This is a genomic window from Aureimonas sp. OT7, assembly GCF_014844055.1.
In the GTDB taxonomy this organism is placed as follows: domain Bacteria; phylum Pseudomonadota; class Alphaproteobacteria; order Rhizobiales; family Rhizobiaceae; genus Aureimonas; species Aureimonas altamirensis_A.
In genome coordinates this window covers 3,778,369-3,803,756 of the sequence record NZ_CP062167.1, presented here as the reverse complement: position 1 = coordinate 3,803,756, position 25,388 = coordinate 3,778,369, and the positions used below count along the sequence as shown (strand labels likewise).

Sequence of the window (25,388 nt, the reverse complement as noted above, 5' to 3'; positions counted from 1 at the left end):
CCGCCGGTCAGGTTTCCCGTTCCCACCGCCGCAGCGAAGCCAAGAGGTGCGCGGCCATGTGTCCGGACGCACGCAGGCTATCGCGTGCTTCCATCGCGTCCACGATCACCACATGCTCTTCATAGGCGGCGAGCCAGCTCTGCCGATTGTCGAAATGTTCTCGGTACTGCGTAAAGATCGGGCTGAAGCGCGCGTCGAACATGTCGCCGACAAGCCGGCTCAGAACGCTGTTGCCGGACAGGTTGGCAATCTCGATATGGAAGATGCGGTCGTTGTCCAGTGGATGGCGATGGGCGTCGATATCGACCTTCATTGCATGAAGGAGGTTGCGGAGCCGCGCGAAGTGCTGCGGCTGCGCACGTGCACATGCCATGGAAACGGCGGCCGTTTCGATGGCGATGCGTGCTTCCATCAGGTCGTTCGGGCTGTCGCCATGCTGCTTTGTAGGCGTTTCGGGTGCGCCGAGATAATAGATTCCCGAGCCCATGCGGATTTCGACCGTCCCTTCGATCTCAAGCGCGATCAGCGCCTCGCGCAAGGAGGGGCGCGATACGCCGAGCTGTTGGGCCAGATCCCGCTCCGGAGGCAGCCGGCCACCTTCTCGAATGCCCTTTTCCGCGATCAGGCTCCGGATCTGATCCGCGACGTGCTGGTACAGGCGGCGTTGTTCGACCGGGGCAGTGGATGTCGACATGTGGCCCTCGCAATGGAATCGGTCTGAGCAGACATGACGGATCGGTGGTGCGCTTGTCCAATGAATCCACGATGGGGCCCAGGCTACGGGCGCGTTGACAATGGGGGATCGCCGGTCAAAAATCACCCGTTGGTTGTAACGCGGGGGTGGGAATGGCGCACAAGTTCGAGGTGTACAAGGACAGCAAGGGCGAGTTCCGCGTCCGGTTCAAGTACAATTCCGAGGTCATTTTCTCGACCGAGGGGTACTCGTCGAAAGCCGGCGCGCACCGGGCGGTCGAATCCATCAAGAAGCATGTCCCCGACGCTGCCGTCGAGGACAAGGAGTGAATGCCGGTTGATGTCCGCAGCTTGAAGTTGAGAGCGTGCGGAAGCTGCTGTATCAGGCGGCTCGAGTGAGCGCGTTTCTGGAGCAGCGTCTATGAGAGCCGAGAAGGTCGCCGGGCTTCTGAACGAGTTCGTGGAGAGCCGGGATCTGAAGAACCTGACGTCTGCGGAAACCGACGAACTCGGAGGCATCTTCGATGCCCTGCTGGCTGCGCGTGTGGAAACCGACGGCGACGCCGAGACGCTTCTGGCCTGGCAGTCGGACCTGCTTCAGGCGCTGATCCTGGCCGTCGAGCGGGGCCGCCTGAGCGTGGAGCCGCTCGACGTGCTTCGTTATTCCGTGGAACTGGCGGAAAACGTCATCGCATATCTATCGAAAGGCAATCCGGCGGCGCTGGGGCGACCAAGCTGACCGCAACCGGATCGCCGTTCCTCAAATCATGCCGAAGCCCAGCAATGCAGCGGCAAGGACAAAGCTGGTGAATAGTGTCTGCTGTATGGCCATGACATCCCCCTTGTGCATGCGCCTGTCCGGATTTGGCCGCCTTGTCGCCATCGATGTCAACGCCATTCGGCCTGTGCGTCGTTGCGCCACGCGATCGAGCCTTGCAGCAGGGGATGTCCGGTGACCATCCTGCCCATCTATATCGGTGCGGCGCTGGCCGAGATCGGCGGGTGTTTTGCCTTCTGGGCATGGCTACGGCTGGGCAAGAGCATCCTCTGGGTTCCGGTGGGCCTTGTCTGTCTGGCGGCTTTCGCCTGGTTGCTGACGCTGGCTGAAACCGAGGCTGCGGGCCGTGCCTATGCCGCCTATGGCGGCGTCTACATCGCCGCCTCGCTGGCGTGGCTCTGGTTTGCCGAAGGTCTTCGCCCCGACCGGTTCGATCTCATGGGCGGCACAATGGCGCTTGCCGGAGCGGCCCTCATCTATTTTGCGCCACGCGGATAGGGAACCGGGCCCCTTTAGGATGATGCATTGCAGCATGCCTATCCGGATGGTCGATGATCGAACCCAATCGGTGCATTGCCGGTGGGACGCGCCAGGGGTAACGTCCTTGCAGTCGAAGACACCCGAGCCCCTGCTGGAGGTGGCTGTGTACTATAAGCGCCCGATCGCCAATTATGTACGCAGACGGCTGGCCGGAGGCCGCACGCTGGAGGCCACGGCCGCGCGGACCGAGATCGTCCAGCCGGTCGAATCGGAATGGAGCGCCTGCCCCGCCGTGTACCTGCCCGGCCAGCTCGAGCGCGCGGCGGCGGGGGTAGAGGGGCATGGCAGCCTCGCCGGGGAGCTTGCCGCCTGCCTGCCCGGTCTTGTCACCCATGCGGCGATTGTCCGTTACACGCTGCGCGATGCGATCGTCCATGCGGACGGTTATGATGTGCCGGGACATGCCTTCCGCGCCACGTCCGGAAAGCTGCCGCTGATCCGCACGAAAGGCGCCGCGCACTACGACAGGGTGCTCTATTGCATGAGCGCGGTGTCCCGACGCTATTTCGGCCACTGGCTGCAGGATGCGTGTGCAACGGCCCTTTTGAGCCGCGGCGAGGACGCGCTCGCACTGGACGAACGCCCGGACTGGCCCCATGCGGGCGAGTACCTTGCGGCATTCGGGCTGCAGCCAGCCGGGGCGCCCAGCCTGCGGGTGGGGGAACTGACTGTCTACCAGGACCACGGGCAGGGCTCATCGAAGCGAGAGCGCTACCGGCGCATGCGGACGATGTTGCGCGATGCCCTGCCTGCGTCCGGCCAGGGCCCATCGGCGGTCTATCTGCGGCGTGGCGCCACCGGCACGGCGCGCGTGATCGAAAACGACCAGGCCGTCAGCGAGGCATTGGCCCGTCGTGGATTCGAGGTCGTCGACCTGGATGGCACGAGCGCTGCGTCCCTGCATGGCCGGTTGCGCGATGCGTCCATCGTCGTCAGCATGGACGGCAGCCACCTCAACCATATCTACACGGCCTCCAATCCCGGTACCGCCATCCTTTCGTTCATTCCGGCGGACAGGTTCACCGCCACGAATGTCGGATACGCCCGGGCCGCCGGCATGCGCTTCGGATTGCTGGTCGCACCGCGGGTGTCCGGCGGCTACCGCATCGACGAGACCGACCTTCTGAAGACGCTGGACATACTGGTCGCGGCGGCGCCCCCTTCGCTGAGCGAGCCCGAACCCGTCAGCCGCGCCGCCTTGACCGGCTGACAACGACACCGAAGAGGTGGGCCGACCGTCAGCGGCACGTTGACGGACATCGTCCTCGGCGATCGGGGGGTGGCAGGTGGGCCTCAAGCGCGATGGCGCTCGATCTCCCCCACCGCCAGGTCCGCCATGGCCGAAAGTTCGGGCCTGGACGCGCCGTCGCGCGCCTGCACCGACATGCCCTGGATGATCGCGCCGACGAAGCGGGCCAGGGCCGGCGCGTCGGTGGCCTCCTGCAACTGTCCCTCGGCGATGCCGCGCTCGATGCGAGATCTGGTCGCATCCAGCGTTTCGTTGCGCATTCCCGAAACATGGCGCGCCACCGTCTCGTGCTCTACCGCGCAGGCCAGCACGGCCGTCGAGACCATGCAACCATGAGGTCGGCCGGGGCGGGTGAACTCGTGCGCGGAGTCCCGCAGCACACGGGCCAAGGCAGTCACCACGTTCTCGTCCTCAAGCGCGCGCGCCGTCGAGGCCCCGATATGGGCCCGGTACCACGCCAGCGCCTCGCGATAGAGATCGGCCTTCGACGTGAACGCCGCATAAAGGCTCTGCGGCGTGATCCCCATCGCCGTGGTGAGATCGGTGATGGACGCGCCCTCGTATCCGAGCCGCCAGAATGTGTCCGCGGCCATTTCCAGCACTGCGTTGCGGTCGAAGGCGGGCGGACGGCCACGGCGGCGTGGCGCGCCTTCCGTATTTTTCACATCGATCACTATGGATATCATCTCGCAAACGGATTATTCAGGAATGATCATTGTGATTATAGGGGCCGACACCGGATGAGTCTCCCGAAATTTTTTCATGCGCCCGCCCGCATGGACGCCGCCATCGACAAAGCGCTGGCCGAAAGGCGCATCGTCGGGGCTGTCGTTCTCGCCGCCCATCAGGGCCGGATCATCCATCGTCGCGCTGCCGGCTATGCCAATCGCGAAACGCTGACCCCGATGCGCGAGGATGCGATATTCCGGCTCGCCTCGATTACCAAACCCATCGTGACGGCGGCGGCCATGCGCATGGTGGAACAAGGTCGGCTGGACCTTCATGCGCCCGTCACGACATGGCTGCCGGAGTTTCGTCCGGCCCTGCCGGACGGCACGAGGCCGCAGATCGCCATCCACCATCTGCTGACCCACACATCCGGCATCGGCTATGGCTTTCTGGAACCGTCCGATGGACCGTATCACAGGCTGAACGTTTCGGATGGCCTCGACCAGCCGGGCTTGTCGCTGCCGGAAAACCTGGCGCGCCTCGGCGCGGCGCCGCTGGCCTTCGCCCCCGGTGCCGGCTGGCGATATTCCCTTGGCATCGACGTGCTCGGCGGCATCCTGGAGCGGTTGGAAGATCGAAGCCTCGGGGACATCGTTCGCGACGCGGTGGCGACCCCGCTCGATCTGGCGGATACCGATTTTTCCGTGCGCGATACTACCCGGCTGGCCGAAGCCTACGCCGATGGCAATCCCGAGCCGGTGCCGATGACGGACGGAATGCAGGTGCCGCTTCTCGACACGGCTGCGTGCTTTGCGCCGTCCCGGATCCTGAATCCTCGGTCTTATCCCTCGGGCGGCGCCGGCATGGCGGGCACGGCGGGGGATGTCCTGCGTTTCCTGGAAGCGATCCGCGCCGGCGGCGCACCGATCCTCGACGCCGGAACGGTCGAGATGATGGCCACCGACCATGTCGGCATGGGGGCCGGGACGCAGGGGCCGGGGTGGGGCTTCGGCTACGGATGGGCCGTGCTGGTCGACCCCGCGCCGACCGGCACGCCGCAGGCGCAAGGCACGCTGCAGTGGGGAGGAGCCTATGGCCATAGCTGGTTTGTCGACCGCGCAAACGACCTGACCGTCGTCGCACTGACCAACACCGCCTTCGAGGGCATGTCAGGGGCGTTTCCGGCCGAGATCAGGAACGCGGTCTATGGATGAGGGCAGCGCCCAGGCTGCTTGACCGTCATGCGCCGGCATTGCCGACGACGGCACCGATGGCATTCGACATGATCTCGATGCCGAGGTCGATCTCTTCTTCCGAAACGGTCAATGGCGGTGCGATCCGGAAGACGCCGCCCATGCCCGGCAGCTTGACGATATTCATGCTGAGGCCGCGCCGCATCGCCTCATCCATGATTGCCGCGCCAAGCTCGAAACCGGGTGCCCGGCTGTGCCGGTCGGTGACGATCTCCAGGCCCAGCAGCAGGCCGCGTCCGCGCACGTCGCCGACACATTCGAAGCGTTGCTGCAACGACCGAAGGCCGGCTTCCAGTTGCGCGCCGCGCCTGCGTGCCTGCTCCACCAGCCCGTCACGCGCGACGACGTCCAGCACCGTTACACCGACGGCGGCGGGCAGCGGGTCGGAGACGTGGGTCGTGTAGAACAGGAAACCACGTTCGAAGGCTGCCTGCTCGATCTCGGGTCTCGTCAAAACGGCCGCCAGCGGCAGGCCGGCTCCCAGTGTCTTGGACAGCGTCATGATGTCGGGCGTCACGCCGTCGCGCTGGTAGGCGAACATATCGCCCGTGCGCCCGACGCCGGTTTGCGCTTCGTCGAGGATCAGCAGCATGCCGCGCTCCTCGCATTTGCGCTTCAGCGCGGCCAGATATCCAGCCGGAAGCTCCAGAATGCCGCCGCTGGACAGGATCGGCTCGGCGATGAACGCCGCAAGATTGCCCGTGGACTGCCGGTCGACCAGTTCGAAGGCGTCATCCAGCTCGGTTTGCCAGTCGACGCTTCCGTCGGCATGGGCGAAGCGTGGGCGGTAGCTGTTGGGGGCGGGGATGACGAACGAGCCGGCGGATGCCGGCCCGTAGCCCTTGCGCCCCGCACTGTAGGTCGCCGACGCCGCGGCGCCGGTCATGCCGTGCCAGCTCTGCGCGAAGGCGACGATCTCGTGCCCGCCCGTCACCAGTTTCGCCATGCGGATCGCGGCCTCGTTGGATTCCGCACCCGTCGTCAGAAGCTGCACGCGCTCCAGCCCCGGTGCAAGCTCGGCAAGCCGCTCGGCGAGCGCGACGACGGGGCGTGACAGCATCCCGCTGAACAGATGCGCGACGGTGCGCATCTGCCGGTCGACGGTCGCCACGATGTCCGGGTGCGTATGGCCCAGAACCGCACTCATCTGACCGGATGTAAAATCCAGGATCCGGCGCCCGTCGGCGTCGTGGACGAAACTGCCCTCGGCGCTCTCCACGATGAGGCTTTCGAAGCTCGGCCCATAGCGCGTCAGATGTTTGTCGGCGCTGGCCCAGAAGGCGGGATCGGAGTTCAGGGACATGGCGGGCGCCTTTCCTTTTGCGTTGCAGCAAGGGATAGGGCCGGTTGCAATCTCAAGCAAATTGATAGTATCCATTCCGGATATCGAAAAAATCGATAGGCCGACCATGCGCCACCTGGATCTGACATCCCTCTACAACCTTACGGTCGTCGCCCGCGCCGGTTCGATCAGTCAGGCCGCGCTGGAGGTGGGCCGTACGCAATCGGCGCTGAGCATGCAGATGCATCGGCTGGAGGAGGCGATCGGGCAGCGGCTGCTGCATCGTGGCGGGTCCGGCGTGCGCCTGACCGCTGCCGGCGAGACGCTGCTTGCGCATGCGCAATCGCTGCTCGCGCATCATGACGAGGTGATGGCCGACCTTGGCGGATCCTCGCTCAAGGGGATGGTGACGCTGGGATGCCCCGAAGACTATTCCATTGCGCTGGTGCCGGATCTGCTGCGCGACTTCTGCACCATGCACCCCGATGTGGCGTTGCGGCTCGTCTGCGCCCCCACCATCGAATTGCGGCCTATGCTGCATCGGCGGCAGGTGGATGTTGCGCTCGTCTCGGTGCCGCCCGGCAGCGAAGAGGCAATCCGGCGCGAAGATTTCGTATGGGTTGCCAGCGAGGAGCGGCCCGCGATCCTGGAGCAGGAATTTCTGCCATTGGCATTGTCCGCACCGTCGACCGCGGATTACCGGGCCGCCTGCGACGCCATGGAAGCCACTGGGCGGCGTTACCGCGTGGCCTTTGCCAGCAACAGCCTGGCGGGCCTCATCGCTTTTGCCCGGTCCGGCCATGCGATCAGTGTGCTGACCCGCATGGCGGTTCCGCCCGAATTGTCCATCGTAGCCGAAGGCCTGCCACCGCTGCCGGCCATCGGCATCACGGTCGCCTATTCCGAGGACAGGCCCTCCACGGCGGCGAAGGCCCTGGGCGCCCATATCGCCAGAATGCTGTAAGCCGGCTTCCCGCCGGTCGACGATAGCTTTCTCGAATGTCTAGCGGAGGGCACAGCCGTCGCTGTGCTGCACGCCAGTGTGCGCGATCGCGTGGCTGCGCTTCCAGGCAGGCTGACGGAAAACCGAGATACTGAAGAGCGAGCGTCGCTCTGCCGGTCCTGCATTCCTAAAGCCAATGTTGAGCGCGAACCTCGCCGGGTTTTGCGAACCGTTCGATGTGGAAGGGCCGGGGATCGACTGCCGGGCTGGAGCCGGTAGCAAGATCGGCCAAAAGCCGCCCGGCGCCCGGCCCGATGCCGAAGCCATGGCCGGAGAAGCCGGTGCCGATGAAGAGGCCCGGTATCGCGTCGACCGGCGAAATGACCGGGATCGCATCCGGCATCGTGTCGATCATGCCCGCCCAGCTTTGCGCGACCTCGATCCCTTCCAGCCCGGGGATCGATGCCCTGACATCTGCGATGATCCGGCGGATCGTTGCCCCGTCCGGCTTCGGGTCCAGGATGCGCACGGCTTCGAATACGGATGGCCGGTCGGCCTCGCCCGGTCGCCACTGGAACGCTTCTTCCAGGAAGCGCCGGTTCAGTTTAAGCTGAAGGTTCTTGTGTTCCACCCGGAACGCCGGCAGGAACAGCCGCGAGAAACGAAGGGAGTCCGGTGTCAGGTCCACCTGGCTGGACGCCGAGGTGGCGATGGTCAGCCCACCATCGAGGCGCTTGCGCAAGGCAAAGCGCGCGACGCTGATGGATGACGTCAGCGGGTAGTTCGTCGGCCCGGTGCGCAGAACGTTGGAGCGGACCTTAAGCTGCGGAAGTTCGACCCCGAGCCCCTTGAGGAGAAGGCGGGACCATGCCCCGCCGGCGACGACCACGGTGGAGCAGCGAACGCGACCCTTTTCCGTGACGACCGCAACGACCCGGCCCGCAGCACGCTCGATGGTGCGCACCGCCACGCCCTGATGGATCGTCGCGCCGGCGGCGAGCGCGGCCATCGCCATCGCCGGGGTCGCCAATTGCGGTTCGGCCCGACCGTCTTCCGGCGTCGACAGAGCACCGGCGACCGGGACGGCATAGCCCGGCAGATGGGAGGTAAATTCCGCAGGTGCCAGGATGCGGCTATCGATGCCGTGTCCGCGGGCGTGATCGGCCCAGCTCCGATGGCGTTCGACGTCGCGCTCCGTGCGCGATGCGTAAATGATGCCGGCCTTTCGGAAGCCCGTCTCCCGCCCGGTCCGGCGGTTCATGTCTTCCCATTGCGCCATGCTGTCGACGATCAGCGGCAGTTCGCGCAGGTCGCGCCCCGTTCTGCGGCACCAGCCCCAGTTCCGGCTCGATTGCTCGGCCGCAATCGTGCCCTTCTCGAAAAGCGCGACACGGTGCCCGCGCTCGGCAAGCGTCAGCGCGGTCATGACCCCGATGATGCCGCCGCCGATCACGGCAATGTCGACCTCTTTCGGGATGTCGGGAGAAGAGGGTACGGGCTCGACGGTCGGTCCCATCGTGAATCCTCAGTCGTGGTTGGGGAGGGCAGTTTGCGGGACGGTGCTGCGCATCAGCGCGATCCGTCCGCCATGATGCGGTCGGGCGAACGAAGCCGTGTATCGAGCGGGTTCAGCAGGGGTTCGATCAGCTCGACCTCTTCCCGCAGCAGCGCGGCGTAGGCCGCGACGAGCTCCGGCGTCAGCTTGGCTGTCAGGAACGTCAGCCCGAGGGAGGCGACCGGGCCTGTCTCCATCGCGACGATGGGGACGGCGATGCCGGCGATACCGACCAGGAATTCGCCCGGATCGAGGGCATAGCCCTTGTCGCGGACTTCGGCGATCGTTTCGCGGACCCGCTCCACCGTCAGGCCCGAATACGCCCCATATCGCTCGCCATTGGCTTTCAGAATAAACTCGCGCTCATCCTCCGGCATGAAGGCCAGCATCGCCATGCTGCCCGAGGCAACGCCAAGCGGAACCGACCCGCCGATGGCGCCGGTCAGCGTCTGGACGACCGTGTCGCCGTCGCGGCGGTCGATGCAGACGGAATCATGGTTGTGCCGCGCCATGACGGCCACCATCTCGCCGGTCCGGCGACGCAGGCGCTGAAGCGCCGGCTGGCACTGGCTTCGCAGGCCAGGCCCCACTGCCGCCTTTGCGCCGAAGACCATGAGCTTCGTGCCAAGCCGATAGCGTCGTCCGCCGGCGGGACGCGACAGAAGCCGGTGCCCAACCAGACTGGTCAGGATGCGATGTGCGGTCGCCGTGTTGAGGCCCGAACGCTCGGCGATCTCCTTGAGCGACAGTCCATCGCTGCCACCGTCGGCAACGACATCCAGAAGCGACACCGCCCGGTCGAGCAACTGTGTTCCCAGTCTATCGCTCATGAATTTTCCATAATGTGATAATTAATGAGTTTCATTCTCTTATCGTGAAAACAGAATTGACACCTCGGGAGCCGGCTGTCCAGTCTATGGGCATGCCTAATTTGTGCTCTTCATCGGGATGTCTTTGATGGGTCTTGCCAATTCCGCCGTGGAGGCAGCACCGGCCCCCCGCTGGCCGGCGTTGTTTACCCCATTTCAGGTCAAGAGCCTGCGGCTGAAGAACCGCGTCATGAGCACCAGCCATGCGCCGGGCTACGCGGTGGCAGGCAAGCCGCTGGAACAGTACATCGCCTATCACGAGGAGAAGGCCAAGGGCGGCCTGGCGCTGACGAGCTTCGGCGGCTCCTCGTCCGTCTCGATCGACTCGCCCGCCGCGCAATGGCGGCAGATTTCGCTTGCCGACGATAGTATCATTCCGGTCTTCCAGGCGTTCGCCGAACGCATCCATCGCCACGACACGGCGCTGATGTGCCAGGTCAGCCATCTCGGTCATCGCTCGCGCTACGATGCGGAGAACTGGCTGGCGCCGATTGCGCCGTCGCCGGTCCGAGAGCCGGCGCACCGGTCGTTCCCCCGGCAGATGGACAGGGACGATATCGCCCGCGTGCAGGCGGACTTCGCCGAGGCTGTGCGGCGCTGCCGCGATGGCGGTCTCGACGGGGTGGAGCTCATCGCGTCGGGCGCGCATCTCATCGGCCAGTTCTTTTCGCCGCACACCAACCGGCGCACCGATGGCTATGGCGGATCGGTCCGGAACCGCGTGCGCTTCGGCATCGAAGTGCTCGAGGCGGTCCGCCGCGCAGTCGGCGACGATTTTGCCGTTGGCTTGCGCCTTTCCTCCGACGAGATGTCGCCCGAAGCGCTGAACCATCAGCAGTGTCTCGAGATCGCAGCCGCTTTCGCGGCCAGCGGGGTGGTTGATTTTTTGACCGTCTCCACCGCGACGAACGCCTCTTCGCTCGGGCTGGCGCGATCTATCCCCGGCATGTGGCAGACGCCGCATCCTTATGTCGCCCTGGCCGGCGATGTGAAGCGCGAGACCGGGCTTCCGGTGTTCCATGCCGGACGCGTTCTCGATCTCGATCAGGCGGAGGCAGCGGTTTCGGCCGGGCATCTCGACATGGTCGGGATGACGCGCGCGCATATCGCCGACCCGCATCTGGTGCGCAAGGCGCTGGACGGGCGCCACGCGGAGATCCGCCCCTGCGTCGGCGCCAATTACTGCGTCGAGCGCCTGCACCTGGGTGGCATGTCGCTTTGCATCCACAATGTTGCGACGGGCCGCGAGCAGATGATCCCGCAGGCCATAACCGCACCCGCCGAAACACCCCTGCGTGTGGTCATCGCCGGCGGCGGGCCCGCCGGGCTGGAGGCGGCGCGCGTCAGCGCCGAGCGCGGACACCACGTCGTTCTGCTGGAGGCCGGTGACCGCTTGGGTGGCCAGTTGCGGATCGCCGAACGGGCACCGTGGCGCGCGCAGATGGGCGTGATCGCAGACTGGCTTGCGGCGCGCGTGAAGGCCCTTGGGGTGGATGTGCGGCTGGGCGTGAAGGCCGACGCGAATGCCATACTGGCGCTGGCGCCCGACGTCGTCATCGTGGCGACGGGCGGGTATGCCAACCCGGGCGACTTCGAAGGCGCCGAGCTTGCCGTGACGGCCTCGGACATCCTTGCCGGCCATGTCGAACCGGCACAGGAGGTGCTGTTGTTCGACGATAACGGGTACAATCAGGGGTTGTCCGCCGCCGAAACGATCCTCGGCTCGGGAGCCCGGCTTCTCATCGCCACGCCGGAACGTGCGCTCGGCGCCGAAATGACGGCCTCGAACTACGCCATCCACCTGCGCAACATCTACGGCAAGGGCGGAACCATCCGTCCGGACACGCGTCTTGTCCGCCTTGAACGGCATGCCGCTTCCAACAGGCTCGCAGCGACGCTTCGCAACGAGATGACCCATGATCAGGAGACGCTGGTCTTCGATCAGGTCGTCGTCGAAACGGGCACGTTGCCGAATGACGATCTGTTCGAGGCCCTGCGCGCCGTGTCGGGCAATGGCGGCGCGCTCGACTGGGACGCCTATGTTGCCCTGCGCCCCCAGCCCAGGCCTGCCGAAGGGTTCAGCCTGTTCCGCATCGGCGATGCGGTCGCCAGCCGCGACGTCCACGCATCGATGTACGACGCGATGCGGCTCACCCTTCCCATCGGATCGAAATCTTCCCCGCAAGCAACGAAGGAGCATACGCAATGAGGACGTGCATCGGACTTCTGTCGGCGACCGCCATCTCCATGGCTTTGCTGACGACAACGTCGCTCGCGGACACGCTGGCCGACATCAAATCGCGCGGCACCCTGTCGGTGGGTATCAAGAACGACTATCCGCCCTACGGCTTCCTCGACGAGAATGGCGAGATCGTCGGCTTCGAGGTGGAACTGGCCAAGTATGTCGCCAACGAGTTGCTCGGATCTCCGGACAAGATCGAACTGGTGCCGGTTGTCGCCTCGAACCGCATCGAGTTTCTGAATTCCGGCCGCATCGACGTGATCTTCGCCACACTCGGTGTCACCGACGAGCGCAGGAAGGTCATCGACTATACGGTCGAATATGTGAACTCGCCCGGACCTTCGGTGTTTGCCCGCAAGGAGGCCAAGTTTACCGAGTGGGAACAATTGCGCGGCCAGAGCCTGTGTGGAATCCAGGGCTCTTACTTCAACCGTCACCTGACCGACGCGTACGGTATCCAGCTCGTCAACTTCACCTCGCAGCCCGAAGCATACCGCGCCCTGATGGACAATCGCTGCGTCGGCTTCGTCTTCGACGACATGACGCTGCGCCAGGCGCTCAAGCAAAGCGAATGGGCCGACTACAAGATCGCCGTCGAGACCTATGAGTACCTGCCGATTGCCGGCGGCCTGCGCAAGAACGACGCGGCATTCTCCGAAGCCGTCAACGCGGCGATCGTCAAGGCCGAGGGCGAGGGCAAGCTGATCGAGTGGGAGGCCGAATTCGACATGCCGCAATCCGACTACCTGGTCGAGCGCGCCGAGGCCGCTCGCGCCGCAGCCAACTGATAGAAAGCGGAGCGGCCAACGTTGTTCGGACTCGATTATTCCTGGCTTCTGGATCCTGTCTACCAGCGATGGCTGCTTCGCGGCATCGTGACGACCCTTGAGCTTGCCGCCCTGTCGTCGGCCGTCGCGGTCATCGCAGGTTTCCTGGGAGCCCTCGTTCTTTCACTGCGCATCTGGTGGATCGATGCCCTGCTGGAGCCCTTCGTCGAGCTCTTTCGCAACACGCCGCCGCTGCTGCAGATGCTGTTCTTCTACTTCACGCTGACGCAACTCGGTTTCCGGGTCGAAGACCCAGTGACCGGGTTGACGGTGCCCTTGTTCAGCGCCTTCGCCTGCGCTGCCATCTCGCTGAGCCTGTTCGGCGCGGCGCTTTGCATCGAGGTCTTCCGCGCCGGCCTGGAAGCTGTTCCCAAGGCGACGCGCGAGGCGGCCCGCTCGCTCGGCTACGGACGCTGGAAACTGTTTGCGAACGTCGAGCTGCCGATCGCCACTCGCATCGCGCTTCCCTCGCTCGCCAACGTCCTGACCAACCTGTTCAAGACCACGTCGCAGGCATCGGTGATCGCCGTTCCCGAGCTGATGTACTACGCCGGCCAGATCTACAACGACACCTTCCGCACACTGGAGGTGATGACCTTTGTGCTGGTGGTCTACGTCGTCCTCGTCAGCATTCTGGCGGGCGCGATGAACCTCTTGGAGCGGGCGATGGCCTTTCCCGGTTACGGAAAGGGTTCGTAGATGATGAGCCTGACCTACAACGAGAAGAAGCGGCTGACGCAGGCGATCCTCTTCGTCCTCCTGATCGGCTTCGTCATCCAGGACGCGATGACAGGCGGATCGCAAAGCTGGCAACGCGTCTTCGCGCGGCTCCCGCTTCTCCTGACCGGGCAAAGCAGCGGATGGCCCGTGACAGGCGGCTTCCTGCTGAACGTCTTCATCAGCATCGTCGCCATGCTCGTCGCCTCGATCCTCGGCACGATCCTGGCCCTCGGGATGCTCGCCCGGACGGCCAAACTGGGCCTGCCCGCATTCTTCGTCATGAACTTCCTGCGCAACTCGCCCTGGATCGTCCTTCTGTTCGCGATGCTTTATCTGCTGCCGTTCCGGATGAGCCTTTTCGGCATACAAATAGAGTTTCCGGCCGCGGCCAAGGCGATCATCGGCCTCAGCCTGCCTGTTGCCGCCAACTTCGCCGAGATCGTGCGCGGAGCGGTGCAGTCGATCCACGCCGGCCAGTGGGAATCGGCACGCTCGCTCGGTTACTCGACCGGGCAGATCTACTGGCGCGTGATCTTTCCGCAGGCCCTGCGCCGGATGATCCCCGGCTGGATGAACCTTTACGCCATGCTGATGATCGCAACCGCGCTCGCCACGGTGACCGGCACGCAGGAGGTGGTCACGCTGCTTCGCACCACGCTCTCGATGGAAAGCCCGACCACCCTTGTCTACTTCTACGTCACGGTGCTCCTGATGTTCCTTGCCTATTGCTATCCGATCGCCTGGCTCGCACGGCGGTTCGAGACGTCCATGAAGGGAGACGCGCTATGAGCCTGCAGTCGGCGCCCCTCATCCAGATCCGCGATATTCACAAGTCGTTCGGCAGGATCGAGGTTCTCAAAGGTATCTCGCTCGACGTGACGAAGGGGGAGGCGGTCTGCATCATCGGGCCGTCCGGCTCGGGCAAGTCGACGATCCTGCGTTGCATAAACGGGCTGACGACGATCGACAGCGGCGAGATCCGCGTCGGCGACCATCACGTCGAGCGGTTGCACAGCGAACGCGCGATGCGGCCTCTTCGGCGGCAGGTTGCCATGGTGTTCCAGCAGTACAACCTCTTCCCGCACAAGACAGCGCTCGAGAACGTCATGATGGCGCCGATCCAGGTGCTTGGCCACGACCGCGAGGAAGTCCGTGCCCGGGCGCTTGCCAACCTTGCCAAGGTGCGCCTCTCGGGTAAGGAGGACCACTATCCGGGCGAGTTGTCGGGCGGGCAGCAGCAGCGCGTCGCAATCGCGCGGGCGCTGGCCATGCAGCCTGAAATCATCCTCTTCGACGAGGTGACTGCGGCCCTCGACCCTGAAACGGTCAAGGACGTCCTGACCGCGATCCGGGATCTGGTCGAAGACGGCCTGACCTGCATTCTCGTCACCCACGAAATGCGCTTTGCCCGCGAGGTCGCCGACAGGGTCTGCTTCACCGACAGGGGGCTGATCGTCGAGAGCGCACCGCCGGCGGAGCTGTTCGACAGCCCGAAAGAAGAACGGACGCGCGAGTTTCTCGCGCAGATCCTATGACCGCCAAATCCCCAGGAACGCCGCAGCTATGAGCGCATCCACGCCCCCTGACATCTTCGCGACCGACTTTGTCGAGCGTCCCTACTGGTGGGACGCCGCGCCGCCCGAAGAGGACCTCAACTCCCTTCCGGCCGCCGTGGATGTCGCCATCGTCGGCTCTGGCTATGCAGGGTTATCCGCTGCCGCCGAACTTGCCCGCGCGGGGCGCTCGGTGGTGGTGCTGGATGCCGACGCGCTTGGGGCCGGCGCCAGCACGCGCTCGGGCGGCATGGTGTCGAGCGGCCAGAAGCTGGTCGTCGGCGGCGCGATGAAGGGCGTCGATCAGGCGTTGTTCGCACGGCTGATCGAAGACTCGATCGGCTCGTTCGAGCATCTGAAGGCCCTGGTCGACGGGGAAGGGCTGGATGCCGACCTCAAGATCACCGGCCGCTTCTTCGGCGCGCACGGGACGAGGGCGAAGAAGCGCCTGGACGATATGGGCCATGCGCTGCGGACGATGACCGGAGCGACCGTGCACTCCGTCGCCCGCCAGGATCAGCACAGCGCGATCGGCTCGGATTATTACCATGGCGGCATCGTCATCGACGATTACGGAGGCCTTCATCCCGGCAAGTACAACCGGGCGCTCCGCGATCTGGCACGCCGGCGCGGTGCGATCCTGCGTTCTCATGCGCGCGTCCTCGGTATCGACGATAGCGGAGCGGGCAAGACGGTGCGGACCGCCCGGGGAGACATCAAGGCGGGCGAGGTCGTCATCACCACCAATGGCTACACCGACCGCAAGGCGACGCCGGAGCTTGCAAGGCGGCTCGTGCCGGTCAAGTCCTATCAGATCGCGACCGAACCCCTGCCGCCGGAACTGCTTGCCGAGTTGATCCCCGGCGCGCGCATGGTGTCTGACACGCGGCGCGACATCATCTATACGCGCCCATCCCCAGACGGCACGCGCCTGCTCTTCGGCTCGCGGCCGGGCATTCTGGACAGGCCCGACCGCGAGGCCGCATTGGGTCTCTACAAACGGATGGTCGAGATCTGGCCGCAGCTCGAAGGCCGCAGGATTACCCATGCATGGAGCGGATTCGTGGCGATGACGCGCGACAAGGTCGCCCGCATGGGCACTATCGACAATGGTGTGTTCGCCGCCGGCTGCAACGGCAACGGCGTTGCACTGATGACCTATCTCGGGCATCAGACCGCACTCAAGCTGCTGCGCCGCCAGAACCGGCCGGCGGCCTTCGACGGGCTGCCGCTCGACGCGATCCCGGCCTATGACGGCCGGCCCTATTTTCTCCCGGTCGTCGCCGGCTGGTATCGGGCGCTGGATGCGGTCGATCGCCGCTTCGACAACCCAAGCCAATAACAGACTGGCCGGAGATCCAGACGAATGGACAATCATGACGTCGCCGTCATCGGACTGGGCGCAATGGGAAGCGCCGTCCTGTACCAACTCTCGAAGGCCGGGGTCGATGTCGTCGGCATCGACCGCTTCGCGCCGCCGCACGCGCAGGGATCGAGCCACGGCGACACGCGCATCACACGGATGGCGGTCGGCGAGGGAGAGGATTACGTCCCCTTCGTGTTGCGCTCGCACGCGATCTGGAAAGAGCTGGAGGCGGCCACCGGCAAGCCGCTCCTGACCGAGTGCGGGGCGCTCATCGTTGCGCCGGGCGATCTCAAGAGTTCGCACCACGGCAAGCCCGACTTCCTGGCACGGACCTTTGTGGCGGCCGAGCGCTTCGCAATCCCGCATGAGCGGCTGGAGGCAAGCCAGATCCGAGCACGCTTCCCCCATCTTTCGGGGATCACCGACGACGCCGTCGCCTACTTCGAGCCGGGCGGCGGCTTCGTGCGTCCGGAACTGTGCATCGAAACGCAGCTTGTAGAGGCGCGCAGGCATGGCGCCCATCTGAAGACCGACACGACCGTCCTGGCGATCGAGGCGATCGACGGCGGCGTGCGGATAGAAACGGATGGCTGCACGATCCGCGCGCGGCGCGTGGTCGTCTGCGCCGGCGCCTGGAGTGCGGAGCTGCTTGGTGCACCGTTCGACGCTCTTCTTTCGGTCAACCGGCAGGTGCTCCACTGGTTCGAGCTCGAACGTCGCGAAGACGCAAGCGAACCTGTCATCATCTGGATGCACGGTGACGGCGACAGCGATTACTTCTACGGCTTCCCACCGCTGCCGGGAGAGGGCGCGCAGAAATTCGCGACCGAGACCTATCGCGAGACGACCACCGCCGACGCGATCGATCGTCAGGTGTTGCCGGCAGAATCGGCGGAATTCTTCCGAACGCATATCGCCCAGCGGGTTGCGGGTGTCGGCCCACGGGTGGTGAAGGCGGCCGCTTGCCTTTACACGATGACGCCCGATCGCGGCTTCATCCTGGATTGGCATCCGCGAATGAAGGATGTCTTCGTGGTCTCGGCCTGCTCCGGACATGGGTTCAAGCACTCGGCCGGTATTGGCGAAACCGTCGCACGGGAAGTCACCCATGGAGGCGAAACTGAGCTTCGGCCGTTTTCCGTATCACGCTTCGGGCGCTGAGTGGACGGACGGAAGCGACACGGCTCCGGCGCAATGTGCGATAACCGCTCCCCCGGCGTGGTCACAGTCGAGGACGCCGATACGGCCCGTCGTCACACCTTGCTGAGATCAGTCGATCTCGGCAACCAAACGATCGTGAAGTGAACTGGCGGGCCGCGCCCGATGAAGATGAGAACTATGAAATCATCGTAGCCATCTGACATTCTTGGAGAATTTTCAGAGGGTTCGGCCATCGGCGGTGATAGGTGCCCTTTCGAGGCCTATCGGCGGCGATATCGCGCATTCGGTGGCACATATAGGCGAACTCTACTTTGCAACTTAACGCCTTGCGTTAAGTTGCGTTGACGGCCTTGCACGACTCAGTTATGGTTCGCCTAATGGAGATCGAGTTCGCAGACCAGCGGTTGGCCCTAATTGAAACGGAGCGTGCGGCAGACACAAAGCTGCCGGTCGCCGTCATTCAATCTGCGCGTCAACGGTTGAGCATAATTCGAGCCGCCCCTGATGTTCGCACCATGCAGAACTGGAGGAGTCTTGGCCTAAGAGCGCGAGTGGCGGGGTCTGCAGAGCTTTTGGTGGCTTTAGCGCCTCAGTGGGCGATGGTCTTACGGATTGAGGAAAAGAATAGTGCTATGACAGTGATCGTTAGGGCGATGGAAGAGCAAACAAGGGGTGCCGCATAATGGCCGGCACCAATACCGTCGCAATCGATCCCCCCGGCGTATTTATCAAGCTTGAGCTGGAGGTTCGTGGCTGGTCGCAGCGCGATCTTGCTTTCATTCTTGGGCAGACCGAACAGCAGTTGAATCCGTTGCTGTCAGGAAAGCGGGCTATCACCCCTGATATGGCGCGGCTGCTTGGCGACGCCTTCGATGCATCTCCTCAGTTCTTTCTGAACCTCCAAGGTCAGTATGATTTACAGAATGCGAAGGAACCCGATCCGGCCGTAAAAACTAGGGCAGAACTCCAAACCCTGTATCCTGTACGCGACATGATCCGCCGAGGTTGGATTCAGGATGGTGAATCTTCATTGCTTCAGCTTCAGATGGACAGATTTTTCGAAGTCGCCAACGATCAGGGGCCGAATGCGATCGCCTTTGCTGCCAAAAGGACGCATTACGACGAAACTCCGCCGCATCAGTTGGCTTGGGTATTTCGGGTTCGGCAGCTTGCGAACAATATTTCGGTGCGCGCGTTTTCGCCCGACAAACTTCGTGACGCGCTCCCAAAGCTGCGGGCTTTAATGGTTGATCCTGAAGCCGTCGGAACTGTGCCGGCTTTGCTTGCGGAATGCGGCGTAAGGTTTGTCGTTGTGGAGGCTCTGCCCAACGCGAAGATCGACGGTGTGTGTACTTGGCTTGACGACCAATCTCCAGTGATCGGGATGTCAACTCTGTATGATCGCCTTGATAATTTCTGGTTTGTTTTGCGGCACGAAATTGAACATGTCCTTGAGGGACACGGAAAACGCTCAATTGGCATGGTCGATCATCTCTCGGGAGATAATTCGTCTGATGAGAAGAATGACAGTGATGAAGAGCGCGTCGCAAATATGGCTGCTGCTGATTTCTGCGTTCCGAATCAGAAGATGGATTCCTTCTATGCTCGCAAGCATCCGTATTTCTCGGAACGGGATGTGATCGGATTTGCGTCGCTGATGGGCGTCCACCCAGGGATTGTGGTCGGACAGCTTCAGAAGCGGATGAAGAGGTATGATTACCTCCGTAAATATCAGGTGCCGGTGAGGCGTTATGTAGTGAATTCTGCTGTAACCGATGGCTGGGGCCATGTTGCCGAAGCGCATCTCTAGATTTTCAATGATGGTGATGAATGGCAAAGTTTTCTGAGCAAATGCAGGCGATTTTCGATCGCTATACCGAAGAGGTAGATTTCTCTCCGGTATCGCTCGACAACGTCGCTGCTTGGGCAATCGAACAGGGGCTTTACCGCCCGCAACCGCGCGACGTGGTAAAGCTTTGCCGTGAGGCCCTGGCCGAAAGCCTACGGCAGGAGAAGCGGATCGACGCCCAGGGCAGGAAGTACAGAGCCAAACACTCTGTCCGAACCAATATCGGTGGTGTTCAATTGAGCCTATGGGCAGACATCGACAACGCACCTCGCTCGTTCATGGAAAAATCTTTTAGTCAGCGTCGTAAGGCCATCGCGGACGACTGCTTCCAGGTTAAGCAGGATGTCGATCACTTCAACGATGAGAACCCCACTGAATTGCCTATTCAGATAGTGCTCGATTTCACTGACGACGTTGCCGAAATGGAAGCTGCCGCACGTCACGACAGAGATGATGACGAAGCCGCTTGATTGCCCGCTCTCCATAGTCGGAGAGTTGGCGATTCAACTCAAGTCATCGAGAATGTTCGAACTCCTGCCTTTTCCAGCAAGCCGTACAGCGTCGCAATCTTGCTTCGTGCGCCTCTGCGAGCGCAGTAGGTAAAGACAACCCGTTGCTTCGCGCGAGTGAAAGCGACGAAGAAGCCAGCCGTGGCCTCGATCTGATCGTTGGCAAAACTCCACCACGCGCCATCGTCAAGACCGATGAAAATGACGCTGTGGTATTCCAGCCCTTTGCTCTTATGGATCGTCATGAGCGGTATTGCGTGGACACCCTCATAGGCGTCGAGCGCCGTTGACCAGTCGCCGCTGCTGGCTGACGATCTGGATAGATGGACGGCGGCGGCATCCAGCACCTTTTCCAGCCAGCCTCCCTGACCATAAGCGGGATGAACTGCAATCAACCGATCTCGACCGACGAATGCCAAAACGTCGTCAATGATCGTGCGCGCCGCCGCCTTCGACTTTGGCGGAGCAGAATGCGCCTTGGAAAGATTGATTGTGTAGGCGTCCAACTCCCGGACAAGTCTGGACTGCGCAGCCGCGTCATCAGGTGTGATGCTTTGCAGGGCCGCAAGCGCCTCTTGGCATTCCGTCCAATACCGACCGGCGCGCTTGGTCATGGCGAGGCGCAAAATGGCGATCGCCATTTCAGAGGCTTCTTCCGCCAGGAGTTCTTGCAGCATGACCGCCCCAACGGTTCCGGCCTCGTTGCGCAGGGGGATGCCAGCGGCATCAAAGGCCGGCTCAAGGACGGCCGCATACTCGGGAGCCTTCTGCCGAACCAGCAAAACGAAATCACGCGGACCGAGGTTGTGCGTTTTCATCTCGGCGGTAACGAACGCAGCCATGCGCTCCGCCTCGATCTCCGGTGTCGAGAAATCCCAGATCGCGCAACTATCGCCCGAGATTGTGCCTGCGGTCTTTGAGATTGGCGCTACAGCGCGAGCGTCCAGAGCCTGTGCAAGGACATGCTGGATGCGCACCAGTTCTGGCGAAGAGCGATAATTGTTATAGAGCGGTGTTCGCTTGCCAGCGAAGTCGGCATCAAAGGCGGTGAATGGATCGTCCATCGCCATAGCCCAGCGCATGATCTGCTGCTTATTGTCGCCGACGGCCGTTATAATCGTATTCGTTCCGTGAAAGATCGTGCGGACAAGATCGTATTGAATCTGTGTCGTATCCTGAAACTCATCCATGAACAGATGCGAATAGGTAAGACGGAGCGCATCGCGGGCCATTGGATTGACCCGCAACAGGAGTTCGGCGAGCCGGCCGATCATGGGGAAGGATAGAATACTCTTCTTTCCCTCATGGAGCGACATTTGCCAAAATCGCTCAGCGGCCCATTGGCCGGGGGATGGATTCGCCCAGCCGTCCAAGGGTAATGGCGATCCAACCAGATAACGGCGCTCGAACGTTTTCACCGCGATCGCCTGAAGGTCGGCATAGCTGCCTACTGACGCTGGAGGCGTGCCAGCTTGCTGATACAGGAAGTCGCGATAGTCCCGATCGTTGGGAAATATAATTTCGTAATCGGGACGTGGTCGCCAGCGATCGGGAAGCGCCTGTCCTAGACGGTCGATCAACCCCTTGGCAAAGGCGTCGAACGTCATGGAGTCAAAGCGCCCCGCATGATTGCGATGGCAGCGCTGCCGGACACGGGCGGCGAGGTTCGTGGCAGCGTCTCGCTTGAAGCTAATGGCCAGAACGCGCCTGGGTGGAGATGCGCTACCTGTTTGCAGAAGATAGGCGGCGCGTTGTGCCAACAGCTCCGTTTTGCCCGCGCCAGGGCCAGCGATAACGGATCGGTTGTCTGTCGAACGCACAACCTTCAGCGCATTCGCTTCGAGTGCGTCCACCCCCACGGGCTTCCAATCATCCGGTCGAACCCGCCGCGAGAGCACCGCCATGGCTAATCCCGCCGCAACGATTTGGAGATGTGCTTCAGAAGCTCGGCCAGAACCGACGGCATTTTCGCGGCCAAGTCCTTTTTCTTGATGTGCGTCAAGGCAGCGAGGTGCGTCGCAGGTTTGCTGTTGGTGAGGAAATGATAGCGATAGGCGGGAAGCAGCGTCGGGTAATCTTTGAACGGGCCGGTATAGATCGTGGTCCCTGGCCCCGTCGTCCCGAGCACGACCTCTGCCGCCTTATCGGCCGCCATCTTCGGTCCTCCGCCTTTGGGAACGATCGCCTTATATGCATCAGGGAACGCTTCGAGCATGGCGAGGTCGAGGTCGAGCGGCGCCGAGAAATAGACACCGTGCGGCTTTAGGCAATTGACCCATCCGTTCAGAATCTTGCGATCTTCCTCGTCTTGCCAGGTGTGCATCTTCTCGAAACTTTCGTCGGACAACATGCCGCCATCGATCTTCAGGAGAGCGGCTTTTGGTGCGCCGAATTCGATGAGGTTCTCGATCGCGGTCTTGACCCGCCCAAAGCCGCCGCCTTCGCGACCCAGATCGAGATCTAGAAGCGTAGCGTGCGGAATACCCAGATGCTTCAGCAGCCGCCAGAAATGCTGCACATGCCGTCCGCCCAACGGCACGATGGCGGCGAATGCGGGGTCAATGAGGAGATCGAGCGCTTCGGCCAGTCGAGGCAGGACGATCCGTTCGGAATCGCCTTCCACCAGCAGCACGAACCGGGCGAAATAGAGTTCAGGATAGGCCAGCATCGCGCCGCGGACGAACTTGGCCGTCTCATCAGAGCCTGTCGGCATCTTGATCTTTTTGACCGTCGAAACGCGCGTCTTCGGATCACAGCGGCAATAACGGACTTCACGCGGATCGACGCGGCTTAACACCGCCGGCGAATGACTGGTAACGATGGCCTGCGCACCACCGGCATCGGTCAAGGAGCGGACTTGGCGAATGATACGTGCGAGGAAGTAAGGCGAAAGATGATTTTCTGGCTCTTCCAACGCGAAGAGCGTGAGCGCGGGAATCCGTAGGGTGTCATCACGGAAGCCCTCGACCGTTCCGGCGACGACCTGGCGCTCCAGGTCGAAAACGGCTGCGGCCAACGCAAAATAAAACAGCGATTGTTGCCCATCGCTCAGGGCATCGAGGCCGCGCTCCTGGCCGTCCGGTCCCTGCTCGAAGATCACGGCGATCTTGTTGATCACCTCTTCAAACCGGCGACTGACCAGGCTGAGGCGCGGCTTGGTATCGACAACTTCGTCGTGAAGGCCCGACCAGCGCGTTTGCAGGGCTTTGCCGATCGCGGCGATAGCCGATTCCTCCTCGAACGCAGTCGCCAGATTCTCGGAAGCCTTCTCCACCGCCTCCTCGGTTTCGGATGACCATTCGATAGCCCGGAGCAGACGAGCGGCGAGCGCGCCTGTCGTAGCCTTGATCTGGGCAGCCGCATCCCTGCTGGCGGGCGTATAATAAAGCTGGATCAGGCCCCGATCCGCTGCCGAGACCGGGTGGCACTTGTCTTCGACCGGATCGTCGTCGAGGGTATCGACCCAAAATAGATCTTGGGAAACTTCGCCCTCGATGGTCCCGTCATCCTCCCATCGCGCTTCGAGACGCAGCCGACAAACCGGATCATCACCGGCTCTCGCAATCTGCATGTGCCGGAACGACGGCGCGATGGTCTCCGGCGTCGCAGTACCGTCGGCCAGTTCAGGCAAACCGATCAGCACGTCGATGAACATATCCTTTGGTTCACGATCCTCGGGATCGTCATCTGCGCCAAGATGAAAATCGGATCGCAGAACGGTGCGCTGCGCACGTGACACACCGAACAGTTTCGATAAGGCATGAAGCAAAGCCGTCTTGCCTGCCGCGTTCGGGCCGACGACAGCCGTGATCTCCGATGAGATCGGTACCGTAATCGGATCTGGACCGAAGCAGCGGAAGCCGGACAGGGTTACAGATTCTATACGCACAGACTTCCTCCCATCAGGCCGTAGTGGGGAGCGGGTCGGTTCCCTCGCTCAAAATGGCAAGATACCGCTGGTAGCTGAACACGCGGCCCCGTTTGCGCCCGGTGATTTCCTCGACGATACCGAACCGCTCAAGATCGGCGAGCGACGCATTGACTGTGGGCGCCGAGAGGCCTGTCTTGTGAACGAGCTGGTTGGCGGTCAGGAACGGATTCTGCTGAAACAGGTCATGAATACGCAGCGCCGAGCCGGCCCGGTCGCTCTCTGTCGTGATCCGCTCGCGGTCTTCCTTGAACAGATCGACAATCCGGGTTGCTGCTTCGAATGCCTGATTGGCCGTATCCGCAACACCGGCAAGAAAGAAATCGAGCCAGGCTTCCCATGCCCCGTGCTCGCGCACCTCCTGAAGCAGGCGGTAATAATCGACGCGATGCGTTTTAAGGTAGAGGCTCAGATAGAGCAGCGGCTTGCGCAGCACACCGTTGACGCACAGGTACAGCGTCACCAACAAGCGACCGATCCTGCCGTTTCCATCCAGGAACGGATGGATGGTCTCGAATTGGACATGCAGCAGCCCAGCCTTGATCAGGGCGGGCAGACGCGAGCCGTCCTCGTGCATGAAGCGCTCAAGCGCATCGAGACAAGCGTCCATCTCGGTGGGCGGTGGCGGCACGAACAGTGCGTTGCCTGGACGTGAACCACCGATCCAATTCTGAGACCGCCGAAACTCGCCGGGATTTTTCGTGCCGCCCCGCCCGCTTTGCAGCAGTCGCTCATGCATCTCGCGGATCAGACGCAGTGACAGCGGCAAGTCTTCCAGACGCTCCAGCCCATACATCATCGCATCGACATAGTTCGATACTTCACGGATATCGTCGATCGGCTGGCCGGCCTGCGCCTCGGTTTCGAAGCGGAGCAGGTCTGAAAGGGTCGACTGCGTTCCTTCGATCTGGGACGAGAGGACTGCTTCCTTCCTTACATACATGTAGAGGAACAGCTCCTGACGCGGGAGCAACATCGTGATCCCGTCCAGGCGCCCCAAGGCACGCTCCGCCAAACTTAGCCGCTCTAGAAGGGTCAGCACGTCGATCGGCGGTTCCGGCGGCAGTGGGGGCGGTACGAAGGCACGCACGATTTCGCCCGCAACAGGGGTCTCGACAAAGCGGCCTAGCCGGAGGTTGGATGCTGATTCGGACATACCACATTATGCGAACGCGGCTTTATTTAAGCAATCTGCTTTTGGCTTAAATAGTGGGTAGGCTAAGATAAGCGCTCTTAAATAACGGGCGACACCATCATCGGTAGGCATATGCAAAAGATTCTTGGCAGTCTTTTCCGCTTTTAGTGGCGGTAGCGCCGCCAATTGCGTCCTCTAAATAGTCCATCCTCGACAACACTGACGATAGCGAGTCATCCGAAAGATCATTCATTTCGGCCGACGCTG

The 25,388-nt window shown here is 62.7% G+C and carries 23 protein-coding genes; 15 read left to right on the top strand and 8 right to left on the bottom strand.

Features of this window, described 5'->3' with window-relative positions:
* Window positions 1–7: 7 nt before the first annotated feature.
* Entirely contained in the window at window positions 8–694 is a 687-nt protein-coding gene (locus tag IGS74_RS18225; RefSeq protein ID WP_192388055.1) for a FadR/GntR family transcriptional regulator, read from the bottom strand.
* 152 nt (window positions 695–846) lie between these two features.
* Between IGS74_RS18225 and IGS74_RS18220 the strand changes: the two genes are divergently transcribed.
* From IGS74_RS18220 to IGS74_RS18205, 4 genes are all read left to right on the top strand, one after another.
* The gene (locus IGS74_RS18220) at window positions 847–1,023 is read left to right on the top strand and encodes a DUF1508 domain-containing protein (protein WP_082016088.1); all 177 of its coding nucleotides are present in this window, start codon (window positions 847–849) and stop codon (window positions 1,021–1,023) included.
* A 91-nt stretch (window positions 1,024–1,114) separates the two neighbouring features.
* Complete coding sequence (locus IGS74_RS18215; protein WP_192388053.1) at window positions 1,115–1,432, top strand: hypothetical protein; 318 nt, start codon at window positions 1,115–1,117, stop codon at window positions 1,430–1,432.
* A 213-nt stretch (window positions 1,433–1,645) separates the two neighbouring features.
* Window positions 1,646–1,969, top strand: a complete 324-nt coding sequence (locus tag IGS74_RS18210; RefSeq protein WP_192388051.1) for a YnfA family protein — start codon at window positions 1,646–1,648, stop codon at window positions 1,967–1,969.
* Between the two features lie 106 nt (window positions 1,970–2,075).
* Window positions 2,076–3,221, top strand: a complete 1,146-nt coding sequence (locus tag IGS74_RS18205) for a glycosyltransferase 61 family protein (protein ID WP_192388049.1) — start codon at window positions 2,076–2,078, stop codon at window positions 3,219–3,221.
* Window positions 3,222–3,304: 83 nt separating this feature from the next.
* Here the strand turns inward: IGS74_RS18205 and IGS74_RS18200 are convergent, their stop codons facing one another.
* Window positions 3,305–3,946 carry a TetR/AcrR family transcriptional regulator gene (locus tag IGS74_RS18200; RefSeq protein ID WP_192388047.1) on the bottom strand — a complete coding sequence of 214 codons (642 nt, stop codon included), beginning with the start codon at window positions 3,944–3,946 and terminating at the stop codon, window positions 3,305–3,307.
* A 54-nt stretch (window positions 3,947–4,000) separates the two neighbouring features.
* Between IGS74_RS18200 and IGS74_RS18195 the strand changes: the two genes are divergently transcribed.
* Window positions 4,001–5,143, top strand: a complete 1,143-nt coding sequence (locus tag IGS74_RS18195) for a serine hydrolase domain-containing protein (RefSeq protein WP_192388045.1) — start codon at window positions 4,001–4,003, stop codon at window positions 5,141–5,143.
* Between the two features lie 25 nt (window positions 5,144–5,168).
* On the opposite strand, the gene IGS74_RS18190 is transcribed toward IGS74_RS18195, so the two are convergent.
* Window positions 5,169–6,485 carry an aspartate aminotransferase family protein gene (locus IGS74_RS18190; RefSeq protein ID WP_192388043.1) on the bottom strand — a complete coding sequence of 439 codons (1,317 nt, stop codon included), beginning with the start codon at window positions 6,483–6,485 and terminating at the stop codon, window positions 5,169–5,171.
* 106 nt (window positions 6,486–6,591) lie between these two features.
* Here IGS74_RS18190 and IGS74_RS18185 point away from each other — a divergent pair, with 106 nt between their 5' ends.
* Window positions 6,592–7,428, top strand: coding sequence for a LysR family transcriptional regulator (locus IGS74_RS18185; RefSeq protein ID WP_192388041.1), 837 nt, complete (start codon window positions 6,592–6,594; stop codon window positions 7,426–7,428).
* Between the two features lie 166 nt (window positions 7,429–7,594).
* Here IGS74_RS18185 and IGS74_RS18180 read toward each other — a convergent pair whose 3' ends face one another.
* Window positions 7,595–8,923 (bottom strand): FAD-binding oxidoreductase, encoded by a 1,329-nt coding sequence (locus IGS74_RS18180; RefSeq protein WP_192388039.1) that lies wholly within the window; start codon window positions 8,921–8,923, stop codon window positions 7,595–7,597.
* A 53-nt stretch (window positions 8,924–8,976) separates the two neighbouring features.
* Complete coding sequence (locus IGS74_RS18175) at window positions 8,977–9,792, bottom strand: IclR family transcriptional regulator (protein WP_192388037.1); 816 nt, start codon at window positions 9,790–9,792, stop codon at window positions 8,977–8,979.
* Window positions 9,793–9,919: 127 nt separating this feature from the next.
* On the opposite strand from IGS74_RS18175, the gene IGS74_RS18170 reads away from it, so the two are divergent.
* The 9 genes from IGS74_RS18170 (at window position 9,920) to IGS74_RS18130 (ending at window position 20,019) form a co-directional block, all read left to right on the top strand.
* Window positions 9,920–12,040, top strand: a complete 2,121-nt coding sequence (locus IGS74_RS18170; RefSeq protein WP_192388035.1) for an NADH:flavin oxidoreductase — start codon at window positions 9,920–9,922, stop codon at window positions 12,038–12,040.
* Window positions 12,037–12,861 (top strand): transporter substrate-binding domain-containing protein, encoded by an 825-nt coding sequence (locus IGS74_RS18165; protein ID WP_192388033.1) that lies wholly within the window; start codon window positions 12,037–12,039, stop codon window positions 12,859–12,861. The genes IGS74_RS18170 and IGS74_RS18165 overlap by 4 nt, the downstream gene beginning before the upstream one ends.
* A 21-nt stretch (window positions 12,862–12,882) precedes the next feature.
* Entirely contained in the window at window positions 12,883–13,599 is a 717-nt protein-coding gene (locus IGS74_RS18160) for an amino acid ABC transporter permease (RefSeq protein WP_192388032.1), read from the top strand.
* Window positions 13,600–14,409, top strand: a complete 810-nt coding sequence (locus IGS74_RS18155; protein WP_192388031.1) for an ABC transporter permease subunit — start codon at window positions 13,600–13,602, stop codon at window positions 14,407–14,409.
* Complete coding sequence (locus IGS74_RS18150) at window positions 14,406–15,155, top strand: amino acid ABC transporter ATP-binding protein (RefSeq protein WP_192388030.1); 750 nt, start codon at window positions 14,406–14,408, stop codon at window positions 15,153–15,155. Before IGS74_RS18155 ends, IGS74_RS18150 begins: the two co-directional genes overlap by 4 nt.
* A 28-nt stretch (window positions 15,156–15,183) precedes the next feature.
* Window positions 15,184–16,515 (top strand): FAD-binding oxidoreductase, encoded by a 1,332-nt coding sequence (locus IGS74_RS18145; protein WP_192388029.1) that lies wholly within the window; start codon window positions 15,184–15,186, stop codon window positions 16,513–16,515.
* A 24-nt stretch (window positions 16,516–16,539) separates the two neighbouring features.
* Window positions 16,540–17,700 (top strand): N-methyl-L-tryptophan oxidase, encoded by a 1,161-nt coding sequence (gene solA / locus IGS74_RS18140; RefSeq protein ID WP_192388028.1) that lies wholly within the window; start codon window positions 16,540–16,542, stop codon window positions 17,698–17,700.
* A 682-nt stretch (window positions 17,701–18,382) separates the two neighbouring features.
* Window positions 18,383–19,510: a helix-turn-helix domain-containing protein gene (locus tag IGS74_RS18135; protein WP_192388027.1), complete on the top strand. Its 1,128-nt coding sequence runs from the start codon at window positions 18,383–18,385 to the stop codon at window positions 19,508–19,510.
* Between the two features lie 20 nt (window positions 19,511–19,530).
* On the top strand, window positions 19,531–20,019 hold the full coding sequence (locus tag IGS74_RS18130) for a hypothetical protein (RefSeq protein ID WP_192388020.1): 489 nt from the start codon (window positions 19,531–19,533) through the stop codon (window positions 20,017–20,019).
* Between the two features lie 38 nt (window positions 20,020–20,057).
* Here IGS74_RS18130 and IGS74_RS18125 read toward each other — a convergent pair whose 3' ends face one another.
* Genes IGS74_RS18125 through IGS74_RS18115 form a run of 3 tightly spaced genes read right to left on the bottom strand, consistent with a single transcriptional unit; the run spans window position 20,058 to window position 25,142 of the window.
* Window positions 20,058–21,962, bottom strand: a complete 1,905-nt coding sequence (locus tag IGS74_RS18125; protein ID WP_192388018.1) for an ATP-dependent helicase — start codon at window positions 21,960–21,962, stop codon at window positions 20,058–20,060.
* A 2-nt stretch (window positions 21,963–21,964) separates the two neighbouring features.
* Window positions 21,965–23,947, bottom strand: a complete 1,983-nt coding sequence (locus tag IGS74_RS18120; protein WP_192388016.1) for an AAA family ATPase — start codon at window positions 23,945–23,947, stop codon at window positions 21,965–21,967.
* Between the two features lie 13 nt (window positions 23,948–23,960).
* The gene (locus tag IGS74_RS18115; protein ID WP_192388014.1) at window positions 23,961–25,142 is read right to left on the bottom strand and encodes a Fic family protein; all 1,182 of its coding nucleotides are present in this window, start codon (window positions 25,140–25,142) and stop codon (window positions 23,961–23,963) included.
* Between the last annotated feature and the right edge of the window lie 246 nt (window positions 25,143–25,388).

Excerpts from the sequence above, each read along its gene's own strand:
- IGS74_RS18125 (WP_192388018.1), bottom strand. The coding sequence starts at position 21,962 with ATGGCGGTGCTCTCGCGGCGGGTTCGACCGGATGATTGGAAGCCCGTG.
- IGS74_RS18155 (WP_192388031.1), top strand. The coding sequence starts at position 13,600 with ATGATGAGCCTGACCTACAACGAGAAGAAGCGGCTGACGCAGGCGATC.
- IGS74_RS18200 (WP_192388047.1), bottom strand. The coding sequence starts at position 3,946 with ATGATATCCATAGTGATCGATGTGAAAAATACGGAAGGCGCGCCACGC.
- IGS74_RS18135 (WP_192388027.1), top strand. The coding sequence starts at position 18,383 with ATGGCCGGCACCAATACCGTCGCAATCGATCCCCCCGGCGTATTTATC.
- IGS74_RS18165 (WP_192388033.1), top strand. The coding sequence starts at position 12,037 with ATGAGGACGTGCATCGGACTTCTGTCGGCGACCGCCATCTCCATGGCT.
- IGS74_RS18175 (WP_192388037.1), bottom strand. The coding sequence starts at position 9,792 with ATGAGCGATAGACTGGGAACACAGTTGCTCGACCGGGCGGTGTCGCTT.
- IGS74_RS18115 (WP_192388014.1), bottom strand. The coding sequence starts at position 25,142 with ATGTCCGAATCAGCATCCAACCTCCGGCTAGGCCGCTTTGTCGAGACC.
- IGS74_RS18190 (WP_192388043.1), bottom strand. The coding sequence starts at position 6,485 with ATGTCCCTGAACTCCGATCCCGCCTTCTGGGCCAGCGCCGACAAACAT.
- IGS74_RS18220 (WP_082016088.1), top strand. The coding sequence starts at position 847 with ATGGCGCACAAGTTCGAGGTGTACAAGGACAGCAAGGGCGAGTTCCGC.
- IGS74_RS18145 (WP_192388029.1), top strand. The coding sequence starts at position 15,184 with ATGAGCGCATCCACGCCCCCTGACATCTTCGCGACCGACTTTGTCGAG.
- IGS74_RS18195 (WP_192388045.1), top strand. The coding sequence starts at position 4,001 with ATGAGTCTCCCGAAATTTTTTCATGCGCCCGCCCGCATGGACGCCGCC.
- IGS74_RS18185 (WP_192388041.1), top strand. The coding sequence starts at position 6,592 with ATGCGCCACCTGGATCTGACATCCCTCTACAACCTTACGGTCGTCGCC.
- IGS74_RS18130 (WP_192388020.1), top strand. The coding sequence starts at position 19,531 with ATGGCAAAGTTTTCTGAGCAAATGCAGGCGATTTTCGATCGCTATACC.
- IGS74_RS18215 (WP_192388053.1), top strand. The coding sequence starts at position 1,115 with ATGAGAGCCGAGAAGGTCGCCGGGCTTCTGAACGAGTTCGTGGAGAGC.
- IGS74_RS18225 (WP_192388055.1), bottom strand. The coding sequence starts at position 694 with ATGTCGACATCCACTGCCCCGGTCGAACAACGCCGCCTGTACCAGCAC.
- IGS74_RS18150 (WP_192388030.1), top strand. The coding sequence starts at position 14,406 with ATGAGCCTGCAGTCGGCGCCCCTCATCCAGATCCGCGATATTCACAAG.
- IGS74_RS18170 (WP_192388035.1), top strand. The coding sequence starts at position 9,920 with ATGGGTCTTGCCAATTCCGCCGTGGAGGCAGCACCGGCCCCCCGCTGG.
- IGS74_RS18180 (WP_192388039.1), bottom strand. The coding sequence starts at position 8,923 with ATGGGACCGACCGTCGAGCCCGTACCCTCTTCTCCCGACATCCCGAAA.
- solA (WP_192388028.1), top strand. The coding sequence starts at position 16,540 with ATGGACAATCATGACGTCGCCGTCATCGGACTGGGCGCAATGGGAAGC.